Here is a 15,049-nt window from a genome sequence, read left to right as displayed (position 1 = left end):
TTTAGATGGTTACACACTACGCGTTGTAGTTGGGTGGGCCGGTGACGGCTGGCGTCGCGGTCCTTGGCGGATCGATCCGAGCTTCAATTCGGCAATTCAGAAAGGACTCGACAAGTATCTCGGGGGTAAATGATGAAAATTAATCGACCGATGAAGGATGCCTTGAGCGAAGCGCGACTGAACTGTCTGCTCAACCCGTCGTTAAAGAGCATCGCAGATAGTGGATTCGAAGTGCGTGACGAGTGTTATTTCTTGCGTGCTCTATTGGGATCAACAAACGCGACGCGCGGAAGCTTTCCCGATTGCACCGGCTACGAATGCTTCGTCAATTCTTTGCACGTCGAAGATTACGACCCGGATTTACCACTTGCTCAGGCTGTCCTGCTGGTGAAGGAGGTGTTTGCGATTTGGAACGCGATGCAACAAATGCCACAACTTACCGCTGTCGTAAGTGCCGATGAATTTAGTGTTGTGACAAAATTTCATGTTCACCGCCCCGGGGAGCAATGGTTAAGCGATAACATCGATGGTTATGATGATCCAGTTATGTCAATTGACTCAGATGAGGATGTTCTTTCTAAAATAGCGATGACTCGATGAGCGGATGCGTCGCGAAATGTGATAACGAACAGTTGTGCCATTTAATCTACCTCAGGGTTCTGCCCGTCTGACAATGAAAACAATTAAACGGCTGGCGGCAGTACCGCTTGCGGCTTTTGTATCGCTTGCGGTTCAGGCGCAGCAGGCCCCCACACCTGCAGACCAAGCCGCTGCCGCACGCGCAAACGCGGAACAGGATCGACAGGCACAGCAGCAACGCGACGCGCAACAGCGTGACGCGGAGTTGCACGCCCCTTCTGTGCGATCAGAAGTGCCACACGCCGAAACATATCCGACGTTGCCGAACGAACAGCCGTGTTTTCGGATTGACCGCTTCACGCTTGATGTTCCTGATTCGTTACCGGCCACGGTGAAAGCGCAGGGCGAATCCGCGTTGCCGATGGACCGCTTTGCGTTCGCGCGTGAATGGCTCGAACACTACACGGGGCAGTGCATCGGCAAGCAAGGGCTGGACGTGCTTGTAAAAGCGTTGTCGCAAGACATTCTGTCACGCGGCTACATCACGACGCGCGTGCTGCTGCCCGAACAGGACCTGTCGACAGGCACGCTGAAAGTTGCACTGATCCCCGGCACGATCCGACACGTGCGGTTCTCCGACGAGAAATTTCGCGGCACGTGGAAAACGGCGTTTCCGACGCGCGACGGCGATCTGCTGAACCTGCGTGACCTAGAACAAGGCTTGGAGCAAATGAAGCGGGTCACCAGTCAAGATGTTTCGATGCAAATCGTTCCGGCCGATGTACCGGGCGAAAGCGATGTCGTGCTCGATGTGAAACGCGGCAAGCCTTGGACGGTCGTCGCGTCGATCGACAACTCGGGCACGCGCGCGACCGGCAAGTTGCAGGGCAACCTGTCGATCGGCATCGACAACCCGCTCGGCCTGAACGACATCTTCAACGTCGGCGTGAGCCAAGACCTCGAACTTGGCGACAAGCGCCTTGGTTCGCACGGCTGGAACGGTTTCTATTCGATCCCGTGGGGCTACTGGACCGCGACGTTATCGGCCTACACGAACACGTACTACCAGCAAATCGCGGGGGTTAATCAGACGTTCGTGGCGAGCGGGAATTCCAAGACGATCGATTTCAAACTGGCACGCGTGCTTGCCCGCAGTCAGAACGACGTATTCGGCGGCTATGTCCGCTTGTCCCGTCGCTTCGGCCAGAGCTTCATCGAAGATACTGAGATTCCGCAGCAGCGCCGTAACAACACGTTCGTTGAATTCGGGCTGACCGATCGCCACTATTTCGGCGGCGCGCAGTTTGATGGCACGCTTGCGTACAGGCAAGGTATCGGCACGTTTGGCGCACAGGATGATGTATTGGCAATGGACGGCGGGCCGACGTACCGCTACAAAATGGCCGTGCTGGATGCGAACCTGTCAGTGCCGTTCGCGATCGCGCAACAGCCGTTCCGCTACGTGACGACCTTTCACGGCCAATACACCGGCAACACGTTGTACTACATCGATGACCTGACGATCGGCAGCCGTTACACGGTCCGCGGTTTCGACGGCGAAACGATGCTGGCGGCGGCGCGCGGCTTCTACTGGCGCAACGAACTGCAAATGCCCATCGGACAGACGGGGCAGGCGATTTATGCAGGACTCGATTACGGCCGCGTTTGGGGACCGCAGCCTGTCGCGCTGGTCGGTACGCAACTGGCCGGGGCAGTGATCGGCGTTAAAGGCAGCGTTGCAACGCGCTTCGGCGGTTACGGCTACGACCTGTTCGCCGGTACGCCGGTCTACAAGCCGTCCGGATTCCCGACTGCGCGTGTCACGGTTGGATTTCAGGTTACAGCGCAGTTCTGAAATTATCGAAGATAGAATTCAGTGATGTTTAAAAATACGTTGATGGCCGTCGCACTCGGCACATTGTTGGCTGGCTGTGCGTCGCAGAACACGCACAGCGCGGCCTACGATCCTGCAACTGATGCGAGGATTCGCGTTTATTTTGGCGCATCCACGCACTTCTTCTTCAACACGGCATGCGAACCGAAGAAAGGTGTACTCGGTTTCGGTGGCGGGGGAATGGCAGTGGCCAAACCACGCACGCTACATCTCGCCAACACGACGATCGGGATGCCCGTTCCAGAGGACGCGTATCGATACTATGACGAGTATGTGATCAAAGCCAACGAGCCACTGACGATTTCGGTCGAATACGGTGGTGACTCGTTGCCTGATTTTAATGGCTTCGTTTTTAGAAGTCCGTTTCAGCACCTTGCGCGTACTTTCGTTCCTCAGGCTGGCAAAGATTACGAAGCGTTCGCAAGCAATGCATCGCATAGTCTCCAACTCAACGTTCGAAGGCTATCTGTCGTAGGTGAGCACGTTCAGACGGAGCCGGTCAGCATCAAGGCCGCACCAAAGTGCCAAGATGTCAGTGCTGCCCCTGTCGGGTAAGGTTCGTTTGCCTATGACGAGTTCACGACAGCAACCTATGCAGGAAGATCGCGAGCTAACCGCTTTTTTGCGGTGGCATATCGATGCGTTGCTGTCGCCGAATTCTGAGCCACGTCCGCCATGCTTCCATTGCGGCTCAGCGCACGTTGGTATCCGTGGATACCGAAACGCCTTGAGTGGTCACCGAATTCCGCGCTTCCTGTGTCGGGCATGTGATCGCGAATTCACCCGGCTGCATGGTACGCCCCTGCATGGGCGTCACGCACAAAAGATGAAGGCGCTGCTACCGCTTCTATCGCAACCGATCAGCCGTTCGGCCGTTGCGACGATGCTCAAAACGGAATCCATGAATATTGCGACGAGGGTCAAGGAGCTACGTTCGTGGTTAATCGAACTGGACCCAACCGGAAAATGGGAAGCACGCGTGAAGCTCGGCGGACTGCCGACAGCGATCATGCCTGCGCAATGGCATTTTGAAGAGGGCGGGGCGCGTGAGGACCTTGAACTCACACGACGGCTGACGGAAGAGTTCGATGAGATTCATTCGCAAAGTGGGCGAGCGCCAGCCTGTCGGTACTGCACCAGCATGCGAACGTATGAACTGAACAGACTGCCATCACATCCGTTTCCGATGTTTCGCTGTTCCACGTGTCGCAAGATGTTCAATCGGCGAACCGGTACACCGTTCACGTTGGTTCGCGTGAAGAGCCTGCCACGTATGCGTGGTCTGATCCACTACCTATCCTTGCCGTTGCCGTACAGCCAACTGTCGGAAGTGTTCGCGGTAATGGAAGAGCAGATTATGTCTTGGCGTGACATTTTTGAGCAGGTGGCGGACCGGCTCGAACCGGACGGTAGCTTGAGCGCGCGAATCACGATCGGCGTAACGCCGGGTCCCAAGACGCCGTGCTTGTTTTGCGGCCGGGTCGGCACGGCGAAGCCTTTCGGTTCGCACGTCTGGAACTGCGCAGGATGTGGGCGACTGTATTCGATGCGTCGCGCGGTTGCAGAGCGAAATGGTCGTCTCGAAATCGTGAACGCGCACCCGGACGATGTGCCGGACAAGACGCTGTAGGCGGACTAACAATGCAGAAATTGAGTAGCGGGATTGGTGACCTGAAAAAGCTCACCTTCATTCGTTCCAGCAGCGACATGACGGAACAACCAGCCGCGCCACGAATCCAGCGCTCGAAAGTCAGGTGGCTGGTCGTCGCGATACTGCTGACGTGGGGCGTGCTTCACGTCGCGTTATCGGAAATCCTTTCGACACGGCCGCATCATTGATAAGGTAAGTATGCGACTGAGAAAAATTGGTGTTGTTGTTGCGCTGGCGGCGCTGTCGCTGCTTGGCGGCTGTGGAATCTTCGGTTGCGGCGGCGCGGCGAGCAACGGCGGTGGATTCGGCGGTTGCCATGTTGGAACCTCGCTTTGAGTCTTGCGATGAGTCCGTGCGCAGTATTATTTGTCACCGAGTGGAACAGCTTTTGTTGATCGCACGCCGCGTACCGCTCAATGACGATCTGTGCGTTTGCAACCGGTGCCGCCGTTACTCATCGCGTCGCAACACGTCATGTCGGTCGATGTCTGAGTGAGTGGTCTTTAGCATTGGGCTGAGTGCGCAGATGCTGTTTGGTTTATCCTCACTAGTAGACAAGGAAAGAAGGTGGCCGAACAGCATTGACTGCCTTCTTTGGCCTACAGAGAACTATAGCAGTCAGCAGGAAAATAACCGCACGAGATGAGAAATGGACATCGAGACCTCAAGCGCAATAAAATTATTTTTCCCGAACCCGTCTTTGGCTTTGGTCTATTACGAAGCTATCGCGAATGCGTTGGATGCGGATGCAACCGAGATCGATATCAAGATTTCGATTCAGTCATTCACTGCGTCTGAAACGCTCAACGTCAAGATTTCCGACAACGGATCAGGATTTACCGACGAAAGCTTCGGTCGCTTCAAAACCCTCATGAAACCAAAGGATGGATTTCATAAGGGGATCGGTCGCCTCGTTTTTTTGAATTATTTTGATAGCGTCGAAATTAGCAGTAAGTGGGAGGGGAAGCGACGAAGATTCATTTTTAAGGAGAATTTTGACGGGAAGTCCGAGGTTGAGCGCCTCCCTGATGTGGCGTCTAATAACGAGACAGTGTTGCTATTCACCAAATTCTCTAAAGGTAAGGTGAAGTCGTACGATGATTTGAAGCCAGGTAGTCTCAAGGAAAAAATTATTTTCCACTTCTTGCCAACGCTCAACGATCTTCATGATAAAGGGGTTTGTTTCAGGATCGCAATTGGTCTCGAAACTGATGAGAGCAATGCGCAAAAGGAATTTTTTTCTAGCGACGCGACCATTACCCCCGATGACTTGCCCGAGTTAAAGCTCAAAAAAATTTGGGATGATGCTGTTGATGTTCATTCGAGCATCGATATGCACTATTGCATTAAAGAGACCGCTGCGCCGGCCAATCTTTTAACTGCGGTGAGTATTGATGGGCGCACCATACCCATTAATATTATTCAGCCCTCATCCATTCCTTATGGGCATTCCGTTGTTTTCATTTTTTCGTCCGATGTTTTTGGTGCGAGTGCTGATAGTTCACGTCAGAAACTACTTCTGCCGGATGGGTTATCTGAGTCGGCTCTCTATGCATTGTTGCGCAGGGAGATCGGAAATGTACTTGCGGAGAATATTCCAAAAATATCCGAAATCAACGCCAAGACAGAGAAGAAATTCGAAGATCAGTTCCCGCACTTGCTCGGGTATTTCGACACCTCAACTGTTGGCCTGATCGATCGCGAGGAAGCTCTAAACAGCGCTCAGCAAAAATTCTTCAGAATTCAGAAGGAAATTTTGCAGTGCGAGCACCTGAGTGATGCAATTTACGAAAAATCGTTGGAAGCTTCGGCTAGAACACTCACCGAGTACATCCTTTACCGGGAAAAAATCATCGCGAAGATGAAATCCATGACTCGGGAGAATTCGGAAGAGGAAATTCATAACCTTATCGTCCCAAGATGGGAAGATTTTGATCAGGACGCTATTGTTAGCGATGTTTACCAGAACAATGCTTGGCTGCTCGATGATAAGTTCATGACATTTCGCACAATGTTGAGCGAGGCTCGCATGGATAAAGTCATCAATGCCATTCGTCTCAACGAAGAGGTTGCAGAGGAGTCTGGACGGCCGGATATAGCAATTATTTTTTCCGCAGACCCTGACGACTCCACTCCTGTCGATGTCGTGGTTATTGAAATAAAAAAGAAAACGGACGACGAGAAAGAAAATCAATATGCGGTTAATCAGTTGCTGGAGCGGGCCGACAAGTTGGCTCAATATTGCAACAATATTCAACGCATCTGGTACTACGCTGTACTTGAAATTAATGATTCGTTTGCGAGAAGTTTGCGGCAGCAGAAGTGGGCTCCCTTATTCTCAAAAGGGCGGGTATATTATCAAGAGTTTCCAACCTATCGTAATGATCAAACGGTTGTTCCCACTCCGATATTTGTAATGTCATTTGATGCTATCGTCTCGGATGCGGCCGCTCGCAATCACACTTTCTTGGAAATTCTTCGGTCCACAATTAAGAGAAGTTCCGATGGATTTATAAATAATGGAAGCGACAAAAAAGATCAATCCGATGATTTGTGATTTATATCTAAAATTGAACGGCATGGCCGACATTCTGAGTGGTTGACGAGGCGCAATAGATCGATACCGCCCGCTAAGGTCGACTCATTGGTGTTCGTGAACACTGGTTGTCACGCCGGACTTGCACATCACGTCCGCCGCAAGGGGGGCGTTGAGCGGCGGAGAAGCACATAAGCAGCCAGTACCACGCAGCCAAAATTCACACGTCGGCGATCGGCGACAATCTGTCGTCTGCTACGAACTGAGCCAGACGGACATGGGCCGTCGCGATCACGTGGGCGGGCGTGCTCGCCAGTTGCTGATCGTGCATCAGCAGGACATGTTCGACAGCGGCGCGACCACTGGCCGGAATTTCGAAGGCCCCGGTTTTCTTCGCGGCAACCGCACATTCGGCCACTGCGGCTTCGGCGACCCGGAACTGATCTAGGTCGTGACGGCCGACTGTCGCTTCATGGACGAAGTACGCGAGGTAGATCGTTTGGAATACCTTGCTGATGGCATCAGCGGTTCCGTTGCCGCTCTGCAACGAGGTCAGTGCAAGGTGATGTTCCAGCGATTTTTTTCGGGCCACGGCTGCTGACAAGGGCAGCAGCATGTCCTTAGTCATTGGTGCCTTGCTTCGGCGGGTTGAGGATTTCGCGCGGGGCTTCATAGCGATCGTGAACGCTGGTTTGGCGTATGTCAGTTGTTGGCTGCGAGTAGTCGCTGAGTTGCGCACCGCACCGCACCTGTCGGTGAATCGTACTTTATTGTGCGTGGCGTGGCGTGGCGTGGCGTGCCGTGCCGGGAACGGAACGCCTCCGCGTGGTGCCGATGTCACCGACATTTCGTGACGACAGGGAGGCGCAGCGAAATTCAGCAGCGCTGGCGAATTTCTGCTTGATGATGGGTTGTATGATGGGTCGAAAAACAAAAAAACCCGCAAGTCATTGAGTTTGCGGGTTTTTTTGCCATTGTCTGGCGGAGAGAGGGGGATTCGAACCCCCGATAGGCGATTAACCTATACACGCTTTCCAGGCGTGCGACTTAAACCACTCATCCATCTCTCCGGAAGACCGAGAGTATAGCAAACTCTGGCGGATGGTCGCCACCCCCTTGGGCGATCCGCCGAAATCGGCCGGAAAGCCGCCTTCCGCGGGTCGCGCGGCGGCCTGCTTCGTATCGAATCCGGCCGCGCAGAAGGGCCATGCTCCCAGTTACGCCCGTGCCCGGCCGCACGGCCGCGCGAGTCTGCTATCTTCCCGGGCATCTCATCGCTTTCCCGCCTCTCCATGACCGACCGCATCGTCGCCGCATTCGATTTCGACGGCACCATCACGACCACCGACAGCTTCCGTCATTTCGTCCGCTACGCGGTCGGCACGCCGCGATTCGCATGGGCCGGGCTGCGCGCGCTGCCCTGGATCGTCGCGATGAAGGCGGGACTGTTGTCGCGCGGCGATGCGAAGGCGAAGTTCGCGTGGTTTGCGCTCGGGCCGATCCGCGAGGACGCGCTCGACGTATTGGCGCGCAGCTTCGTCGACGGCTACCTGCCGAACCTCGTGCGTCCGGACATGCTGGAGCGGGTGCGCGAGCATCAGGCGCGCGGGCATGAAGTCGTGCTGGTGAGCGCATCGCCGTCGCTGTATCTGGAGAAGTGGGCGAAGACGGCCGGCATCGACACGGTGCTCGCGACGCGCCTCGCGTTCGAGCGCGGCACGTTCACCGGGCGGCTGAACGGAGAGAACTGCTGGGGCCCGCAGAAGGTCGTGCGCTTGCGCGGTTGGTGGGGCAATCGGCTGCCCGCGAAACTGTTCGCCTACGGCGACAGCCGCGGCGACAAGGAAATGGCCGAACTCGCGAACTGGGCGTGGATCCGCGGGCAGGGGCCGATGCCCCCGATCGGCGACTGACGGACTAACGGGACCAGCGCGGCGAGCAGCGCCGCGAACTGCCCGCTGCCGTCAAGCGTCGGCCCGCCGCGTGCCGCGCACACCGCGAACCGGACGATACGCACCCCAGCGATTCGAACGCTTGAACGTGCCGACGTCGTTGAACCGCACGCCGACTTCACGCAGTGCCTTATGCGCGGTGCGTGCGGTCAGTTGCCGGATGTAGAACGGATCGCGCACCACGAAGTGATGGATCGCGTGCGTGCTGCCGAAGTTGAAGCAGAACAGCTGGAACGGCAGCATCCACCACGGGTTGAGCACCTGGGTCTGCTGGATCACGTTGCGCGAATCGATGTCGCCGAAGTAATGCATGTTCGAGCTGACGAAGTTGATGCAGAAGCTGCGCACGAAGTTCGGCCCGAGCCACACGACCGCGAGGAAATCGACGACGTGCATCACGCGCTCGACGACGGTCGGCACGGTCACCGCATAGCCGAACGCATGCAGCGCGATCAGGCCGGCGTGATAGACGATGAACGCGTGCCACAGCGCGTAGTACGCATGACCGATCGGCATGTAGGACGACACCTGCTCGATGCGCAATTGCGCGCGTTCGGCCGCATCCTGCACCGGTTGCGCGGCCACGTACTGCCTGACCTTGCGGCGCATCGCCTCCGGCCGCAGCACGACGGCGAGCATCCCGTCCGCGATCATCAGCAGCCGCTTCACGCCCCAGCGTTCGCCGTTGGTGATGCCGAATTCCTCGAGATCCGATTCGCCGCCCGACACCTTGTGGTGATGCAGGTGCATGCGCCGGCGCGTCCACGGGTTGATCGTGCCCGGCCGCGTGAGCCAGCACAGCGCCATCATCAGGTGATAGGCCCACGGTGTCTTCTTGAAGTACATCAGGTGGATCAGGTCGTGCTCGAGTTCGTGGATCAGCGACGTGACGAACGCGGCGAGCGGCAGCGCGACGTACCACGCGATCGCGCCGCGCGCATACAGCCAGGCGATCGCGAGCATCGCGCTCACCGACACGGCCATCACGGTCGCGCCGACGAGGTTCTGGTTGTCGAGCAGCGGAAAGCGCGCGCGGATCGCGTCGCTCGCGGCGTTGACCTCGCGGCGGACGTACGCGACCTTGTCGGCGTCGTGACGAAAGACGGTTCGTGCAGATTGGCTCATCGACCGGAATCCGAGCAGAGAGAGTGGGGCGCAATGCCGATGTGACAAGCATAGGTGCGCCTCGTGGCGCACGCGAGGGCCGCCGGTGCCAATGATGGTGTCATTTCGGGCCACGTTGACCCGCGCGCCGGGGTGCGATGCGGCGTCATGCGGCTAGAGTGCCGACGTGGTGTCATTGCGGGCCAGCGACGCTACAATCCGCCGAAAACCGCTCCGGAGTCCGCCGTATGGCCCTGTCCGTCCCGGATGCCGCGCGCCAGCTGAACAAGGCGACGGTATCGTCCGCGTATGCGCTGTTCATGCTGATGCTCGCCGAGGAGCGCGGCATCGATGGCGGCCGAATTCTCGCCGGGTCGGGTGTCGAGCGCGACCGGCTCGCCCAGCCCGACGCGCGCATCACGCCGCTGCAGCAGGCGGCGATCGTGTTCAACCTGCTCGAGGCGACGGACGATCCGTCGATCGCGATCGAGATCGGCCTGCGCAGCAGTCTCACGAAATCCGGCCTGATCGGCTTCGGGCTGATGAGCTGCGCGACGCTCGGCGAGGCAATCGCGCTCGGTATCCGCTACCTGCCGACGCGCGTGCCGTTCTTTTCGGTGCGGCTCGCGCAGCTCGACGGGATTGTCGACATCGACGTGCTCGAGGCATTTCCGCTCGGCCGGCTGCGCCAGTTCGCGGTGGAGAACTTCCTGGTCGAGACGGCGATCCTGTTCAACTCGCTGCTCGATCCCGCGCCCGGTCGCACGTTGCGGTCGCGCGCGGAGCTGCATTTCGAATGGCCCGAACCGCCGTGGTTCGAGCGCTATCGCGAGCGGCTGCCGCGCTGTCATTTCGACGCGAGCGCGAACCGCATCCGCTGCGATGCGTCGCTGCTCGACGAGCCGATCGGCACCGCGAACGCGCAGACCGCGCAGATGATCGTCCAGCAATGCGAGGCCGAGCTCGCGCGGCTCGGCTATGCGGAAAGTATCGTCGAGCGCGTGCGCAACCTGCTGATCTGCGGCGACGCCGGTTATCCGTCGGTGGACGAAGTCGCGCGCGAGCTGCACGTGTCGGCGCGCACGCTGAAACGCAAGCTCGCGGAATTCGGCGCGACCTATTCCGCGCTACTCGACGAGATCCGGCTGCGCGATGCGCTCAGGTTGCTCGAGGGCACACGCCTGCCGGTCGACGAGATCGCGGCGCGGGTTGGCTATACCGACCGCGCCAATTTCACGCGTGCATTCAAGCGCTGGACCGGCGTCGCGCCGAGCGAGCGGCGCTGACGGCGCGGCGGGCGGCGCGGCCGGTGTCGGTGGCGCGCCCTGCATCGATCAATCGACCATGCGATCCAGCGATCAATCGGCCCGTCAGACGATCGCAACCCAGTTCGCCCCGCGACCGCCCGGCACGCGCGCGTGCAACGACAGCGTGCCGTCGCTTGGCTCGACCGCATAGACCGACACGTATTCCGATTGCTCGCCGCATGCGACGAGCCAGTGTCCCGACGGATCGATCGCGAAGCCGCGCGGCTGCGTTTCGGTGGCCGTCGCATGAGCGGGTTCGAAGGTGCCGTCCGCATGCTGGCGATAGCAAAGCAATTGGCTCGACGTGCGTTCGCTGACATACGCGAAGCGCTCGTCGGGCGTCAGGTGGAGATCGGCGGCCCACACGGCGGGTTCGGTCGGCGCGGGTGGGCGCGCATGGCCTTGCGCGAGGTCGATGACGGCCGGGTGACGCGCGCTGACTTGTGCGTTGCCGAGGCGGCCGCTGTCGATGTCGCGCGAGAAGGTCGCGAGCGTGGCCTGGAATTCGCTGACCGCGACGAGCGTGTGGCCGTCGCGCGCGAAGCGCAGGTGACGCGGCCCGAAGCCGCCCGGCACGCGCGTTTCGCCGTGCTCGACCGCGCGCAGGCCGCCTGCATCCTCGACCAGCGCGAACGTGAAGATCCGGTCCGAGCCGAGCGAGCTCACGTACGCGAATCGATTGTCCGGCGACACGACGACGGCATGCGCGTTCGCGATGCCGTGCGCGACCTGCAGCGGCGCGCCGTCGCCGTCGCGCACGCGCGCGGCGTCGTAGAGGCTCAGCGAGTTGCCGCCGTACGACGCGCCGAGCAGCCAGCGGCCGCTGCGATCGAGCGACAGGTACGCGTGGCTCGCGTCGATCGCGGTTGCGCCGATGCGGGCGAGCGCGCCGGTGCCGGCAGCGATGCGGAATGCGACGATCGTCGGTTCTGCGCCGCGCGTCGCGACGTACAGCCGCCCGCGATCGGGCTGCACGGCGACCGGCATCGCGACGTCGCCGGCCGGGTAGCGGGCGAGCGGGGCGAGCGCGCCGTCGGAGGTGAGCGAGAACGTGGCGAGGTCGCCGTCGACGGCATTCGAGACGACGACGGTCAGGCGGTCAGTGTTCGGCATGGCGGAGCAGTGCGGTGTTCGTGAAGGACTCGTCGGCCGGCAGGCCCTTCGGCGGATCGCTGCGCCGGTGCGTGCGGGCGAACAGCGCGGCGACCGCGGCGACGAGGGATGCGATCGCGAGCGCATACAGGCCGCCCGTGATCGAACCCGTATGTTGCTTCAGATAGCCGAAGGCCGTCGGCGCGACGAAGCCGCCGAGGTTGCCGATCGAATTGATCAGCGCGATCACGGCCGCGGCCACGCGCGTGTCGAGGTAGCCCTGCGGGATCGGCCAGAACAGCGACGACGCGGCCTTGAAGCCGAGTGCGGCGAAGCAGATCGACGCGAACGACCAGACGGGATCGTGCGACGTCGACGCGAACAGCCCGCACGCGGCGAGCACGAGCGCGAACGACAGCCAGCGCTGCGGATGTTTCCACTTCGCGGACAGCACCGCGAAGGCGTACATCGCGCCGATCGCGATCATCCACGGAATCGTGTTGTAGAGGCCGACCTGGAAGTCGGTGAGGCCGCCCATCTTGCGGATGATGGTCGGCAGCCAGAAGGTGGCCGCGTAGATCGTGAGCTGGATCGCGAAATACAGGAAGCAGAACAGCATGATCTGCGGGTCGCGCAGCAGTGTGGCGGCCGATACGTGTACCTTCGAGCGCACGTCGCGGGTCGCGCGTTCTTCATCGAGCGCGTTCTGGAGCGCCGCGCGTTCGTCGGCGGTGAGCCACGTCGCGTCGCGGATATGCGACTTCAGAAGCAGCCAGCTCGCGCCGCACAGCGCGACCGAGAACATCCCTTCGATCAGGAACATCCACTGCCAGCCTTGCAGGCCGAAGCCGTGGATCGACAGCAGCGCGCCGGTCACGGGCCCGGACAGCACCGACGCGAACGCGGAGCCGCCGAGGAAGATCGCCATCGCCTTGCCGCGCTCCTGCGGCGGCAGCCATTGCGACAGGTACAGCACGACGCCGGGGAAGAAGCCGGCCTCGGCTGCGCCGAGCAGGAAGCGCAGCACGTAGAACGACGTGTCGTTCCAGACGAACGCCATCGCGGCGGCGACGATGCCCCACGTCGCCATGATCCGCGCGAGCCAGATGCGTGCGCCGTAGCGCTGCATCAGCAGGTTGGACGGCACTTCGAACAGCGCGTAGCCGACGAAGAACAGGCCGGCACCGAGTCCGTACGCCGCCGCGCCGATACCGATCGACGCTTCGAGGTGGCGATCGACGAAGCCGACGTTGACGCGGTCGATGTAGTTCGCGATGAACATGATCAGCACGAGCGGCAGCACGTGCCATTTCACTTTCGAGACGGCGGACGCGAGCGGGTCGCGGCCGGGCAGGGCAGGCGTGTTCAATGGAGTCTCCGGTCGGGCGGCGGACGGGGCGGCGGCCCGCGTCGGCGTCAGGTGGTGAGCTAAGTAGTATGTTGTCGTACGACATGGTACGCCTCAGATTCCGGCATGACGTCGCGGGTTTACCCGAAATTCGGCCAAATAATGAGACATCGCAGCGGGAGATCACTAGGCGCGATCACGTCTGATGACGTATGACGTGATTCGACCTGACGGCAACCGTATCCTCGGCGGCCCGCTCTGCGCTGCGATGGGCGTCGCCCCCGGGTGGGCGCCGCCCACTACGCCATCGACACGACGCTGTTCAGCAGCATCTTCACGAGCACGGCCTGGCGCGTTGCGCCCGTCTTCGCGAAGATGCCGCGCAGGTGTGCGCGGGCGGTGTTCTTCGTGATGCCGGTGGCGGCGGCCGCTTCGTCGAGCGTCAGGCCGTCGACGAGCAGCAGTGCGATCTCGGTTTCCATCGGTGTGAGGCGAAACAGCCGGTGCAGCATGTCGCGCGAGGTCTGGGGCGACGACGCCGGATCGCGGACGAACACCGCGACGGCCGGCCGGTGCTGGCGGTCCTCCGCGCCGTGATAGGGCGCGAGCGGGCGCAGCAGCACGTTCAACGGCATCGCGCCGCCGGGGCGCGACAGCGTGGTGGCCTCGATGCGCCCCAGCGCGCCCGCGCGGAAATGCTCGAGCGTGGCCTGCAACGCTTTCTGCAGCCGGCGCTCGTCGAGCGGGCACGACGCATGGAGCCGCTCCTGGCGCAGGCACAGGCCGTCCTGCTGCGCGAGCAGCCGTTCGGCGATGCGGTTGTGCTTGATCACGCGGCCATCCTCGTCGAGGATCGCGGTGCCGACGTCGAGCCGGTCGACGGTGCCCGCGTACAGTGCGCGCTCGGCGTCGAGCACGTCGAGCGCCGCATGCAGCTCGACCGCGCGCTGCAGGTGGGGCAACAGCGTCGCGACCTGCGCGCGTTCGGCCGCGTCGAAGTCGCGGGCATGATGCGCGCGGCTCACGAAGAACGCGCACTCGACGCCGCGCTCGCCGCGCAGGTTCGCGCCGAGGATGAAGCGCAGGTCGAGCGGCTGCAGGTACTGCCGGTAGAAATCGTGCGCGCACCAGCGGGCGGCGCCGAACAGTCCGTCTGCCGTGAACACCTGGCCGGGTGGCTGGTCGAGAAACGGGCACAGCGCATAGAACTGCTCGCTGTACGACGGCTCGCCGGGCAGCAGCGGGCCGTGGGCCGACGCGTTGATGATGAGCCCGCGCCGCGAGCCGCCGGGGTTGCGCAGCACGAGCGTCGTGAAGCGCGCGTCGAGCCGCACGCGGATCGCTTCGAGAAAGCGCGCCCACGGCGTCGTTTCCGACAGGCCCTGATAGACGAGCCCGAGCCACGCGCTGAGTTCGCGGGCCGTCCATGCGGCGTCGTCGAAACCGTCGTGCGCGGCCGTGTCGTCGGGCGCCAGCGCGATCCGCATGCTCGTGTTCTCCTGGGGCGGGGTGAATGCGTCCGAACGAGCATACCGGCCGGCCGGCGGCCCGCGTCATCCGAACGGAGTAGACGACGCGGGCAGTGC

13 protein-coding genes and 1 tRNA gene are annotated in these 15,049 nt (G+C 60.7%); 7 read left to right on the top strand and 7 right to left on the bottom strand.

The window, feature by feature from the left end; genetic code table 11:
* The first annotated feature begins 129 nt into the window (after window positions 1-129).
* From DIE08_RS31865 to DIE08_RS31850, 4 genes are all read left to right on the top strand, one after another.
* Window positions 130-600, top strand: coding sequence for a hypothetical protein (locus DIE08_RS31865; RefSeq protein WP_260436604.1), 471 nt, complete (start codon window positions 130-132; stop codon window positions 598-600).
* Window positions 601-673: 73 nt separating this feature from the next.
* A complete protein-coding gene (locus DIE08_RS31860) occupies window positions 674-2,434 on the top strand; it encodes a ShlB/FhaC/HecB family hemolysin secretion/activation protein (RefSeq protein ID WP_124905638.1) in 1,761 nt (586 codons plus the stop codon).
* Window positions 2,435-2,458: 24 nt separating this feature from the next.
* Window positions 2,459-3,028, top strand: a complete 570-nt coding sequence (locus tag DIE08_RS31855; RefSeq protein ID WP_124905636.1) for a hypothetical protein — start codon at window positions 2,459-2,461, stop codon at window positions 3,026-3,028.
* A 37-nt stretch (window positions 3,029-3,065) separates the two neighbouring features.
* The gene (locus DIE08_RS31850; protein WP_185715930.1) at window positions 3,066-4,103 is read left to right on the top strand and encodes a DUF746 domain-containing protein; all 1,038 of its coding nucleotides are present in this window, start codon (window positions 3,066-3,068) and stop codon (window positions 4,101-4,103) included.
* A 120-nt stretch (window positions 4,104-4,223) separates the two neighbouring features.
* Here the strand turns inward: DIE08_RS31850 and DIE08_RS35830 are convergent, their stop codons facing one another.
* Window positions 4,224-4,442, bottom strand: coding sequence for a hypothetical protein (locus DIE08_RS35830; RefSeq protein WP_185715929.1), 219 nt, complete (start codon window positions 4,440-4,442; stop codon window positions 4,224-4,226).
* 331 nt (window positions 4,443-4,773) lie between these two features.
* Between DIE08_RS35830 and DIE08_RS31835 the strand changes: the two genes are divergently transcribed.
* On the top strand, window positions 4,774-6,681 hold the full coding sequence (locus DIE08_RS31835) for an ATP-binding protein (protein ID WP_124905630.1): 1,908 nt from the start codon (window positions 4,774-4,776) through the stop codon (window positions 6,679-6,681).
* Between the two features lie 199 nt (window positions 6,682-6,880).
* On the opposite strand, the gene DIE08_RS31830 is transcribed toward DIE08_RS31835, so the two are convergent.
* Both DIE08_RS31830 and DIE08_RS31825 read right to left on the bottom strand, forming a co-directional pair.
* A complete protein-coding gene (locus DIE08_RS31830) occupies window positions 6,881-7,288 on the bottom strand; it encodes a hypothetical protein (RefSeq protein ID WP_124905628.1) in 408 nt (135 codons plus the stop codon).
* Between the two features lie 351 nt (window positions 7,289-7,639).
* Window positions 7,640-7,730, bottom strand: a tRNA-Ser gene (locus DIE08_RS31825).
* A gap of 222 nt (window positions 7,731-7,952) precedes the next feature.
* Here DIE08_RS31825 and DIE08_RS31820 point away from each other — a divergent pair.
* Window positions 7,953-8,573 (top strand): HAD family hydrolase, encoded by a 621-nt coding sequence (locus DIE08_RS31820; RefSeq protein WP_124905626.1) that lies wholly within the window; start codon window positions 7,953-7,955, stop codon window positions 8,571-8,573.
* A 51-nt stretch (window positions 8,574-8,624) separates the two neighbouring features.
* Here DIE08_RS31820 and DIE08_RS31815 read toward each other — a convergent pair whose 3' ends face one another.
* Window positions 8,625-9,737 (bottom strand): fatty acid desaturase, encoded by a 1,113-nt coding sequence (locus DIE08_RS31815; protein ID WP_124905624.1) that lies wholly within the window; start codon window positions 9,735-9,737, stop codon window positions 8,625-8,627.
* A gap of 227 nt (window positions 9,738-9,964) precedes the next feature.
* Between DIE08_RS31815 and DIE08_RS31810 the strand changes: the two genes are divergently transcribed.
* Window positions 9,965-11,002: an AraC family transcriptional regulator gene (locus DIE08_RS31810; protein WP_124905622.1), complete on the top strand. Its 1,038-nt coding sequence runs from the start codon at window positions 9,965-9,967 to the stop codon at window positions 11,000-11,002.
* An 84-nt stretch (window positions 11,003-11,086) separates the two neighbouring features.
* Here the strand turns inward: DIE08_RS31810 and DIE08_RS31805 are convergent, their stop codons facing one another.
* The 3 genes from DIE08_RS31805 to DIE08_RS31790 form a co-directional block, all read right to left on the bottom strand.
* Window positions 11,087-12,136 (bottom strand): beta-propeller fold lactonase family protein, encoded by a 1,050-nt coding sequence (locus DIE08_RS31805; protein WP_124905620.1) that lies wholly within the window; start codon window positions 12,134-12,136, stop codon window positions 11,087-11,089.
* The gene (locus tag DIE08_RS31800) at window positions 12,123-13,484 is read right to left on the bottom strand and encodes an MFS transporter (RefSeq protein ID WP_124905618.1); all 1,362 of its coding nucleotides are present in this window, start codon (window positions 13,482-13,484) and stop codon (window positions 12,123-12,125) included. The genes DIE08_RS31805 and DIE08_RS31800 overlap by 14 nt, the downstream gene beginning before the upstream one ends.
* A gap of 278 nt (window positions 13,485-13,762) precedes the next feature.
* Window positions 13,763-14,950: a helix-turn-helix transcriptional regulator gene (locus DIE08_RS31790; RefSeq protein WP_124905616.1), complete on the bottom strand. Its 1,188-nt coding sequence runs from the start codon at window positions 14,948-14,950 to the stop codon at window positions 13,763-13,765.
* Window positions 14,951-15,049: the final 99 nt, after the last annotated feature.

Origin of the sequence: Burkholderia sp. Bp9004 (assembly GCF_003858025.1) — a bacterium.
Classification (GTDB): domain Bacteria; phylum Pseudomonadota; class Gammaproteobacteria; order Burkholderiales; family Burkholderiaceae; genus Burkholderia; species Burkholderia diffusa.
The sequence above is the reverse complement of the archived record's forward strand: the minus strand, read 5'-3'. Positions and strand labels throughout refer to the sequence as shown.

Coding starts and splice junctions, on each gene's coding strand:
- DIE08_RS31865 (WP_260436604.1), top strand. CDS start 130: ATGATGAAAATTAATCGACCGATGAAGGATGCCTTGAGCGAAGCGCGA.
- DIE08_RS31860 (WP_124905638.1), top strand. CDS start 674: ATGAAAACAATTAAACGGCTGGCGGCAGTACCGCTTGCGGCTTTTGTA.
- DIE08_RS31855 (WP_124905636.1), top strand. CDS start 2,459: ATGTTTAAAAATACGTTGATGGCCGTCGCACTCGGCACATTGTTGGCT.
- DIE08_RS31850 (WP_185715930.1), top strand. CDS start 3,066: ATGCAGGAAGATCGCGAGCTAACCGCTTTTTTGCGGTGGCATATCGAT.
- DIE08_RS35830 (WP_185715929.1), bottom strand. CDS start 4,442: ATGGCAACCGCCGAATCCACCGCCGTTGCTCGCCGCGCCGCCGCAACC.
- DIE08_RS31835 (WP_124905630.1), top strand. CDS start 4,774: ATGGACATCGAGACCTCAAGCGCAATAAAATTATTTTTCCCGAACCCG.
- DIE08_RS31830 (WP_124905628.1), bottom strand. CDS start 7,288: ATGACTAAGGACATGCTGCTGCCCTTGTCAGCAGCCGTGGCCCGAAAA.
- DIE08_RS31820 (WP_124905626.1), top strand. CDS start 7,953: ATGACCGACCGCATCGTCGCCGCATTCGATTTCGACGGCACCATCACG.
- DIE08_RS31815 (WP_124905624.1), bottom strand. CDS start 9,737: ATGAGCCAATCTGCACGAACCGTCTTTCGTCACGACGCCGACAAGGTC.
- DIE08_RS31810 (WP_124905622.1), top strand. CDS start 9,965: ATGGCCCTGTCCGTCCCGGATGCCGCGCGCCAGCTGAACAAGGCGACG.
- DIE08_RS31805 (WP_124905620.1), bottom strand. CDS start 12,136: ATGCCGAACACTGACCGCCTGACCGTCGTCGTCTCGAATGCCGTCGAC.
- DIE08_RS31790 (WP_124905616.1), bottom strand. CDS start 14,950: ATGCGGATCGCGCTGGCGCCCGACGACACGGCCGCGCACGACGGTTTC.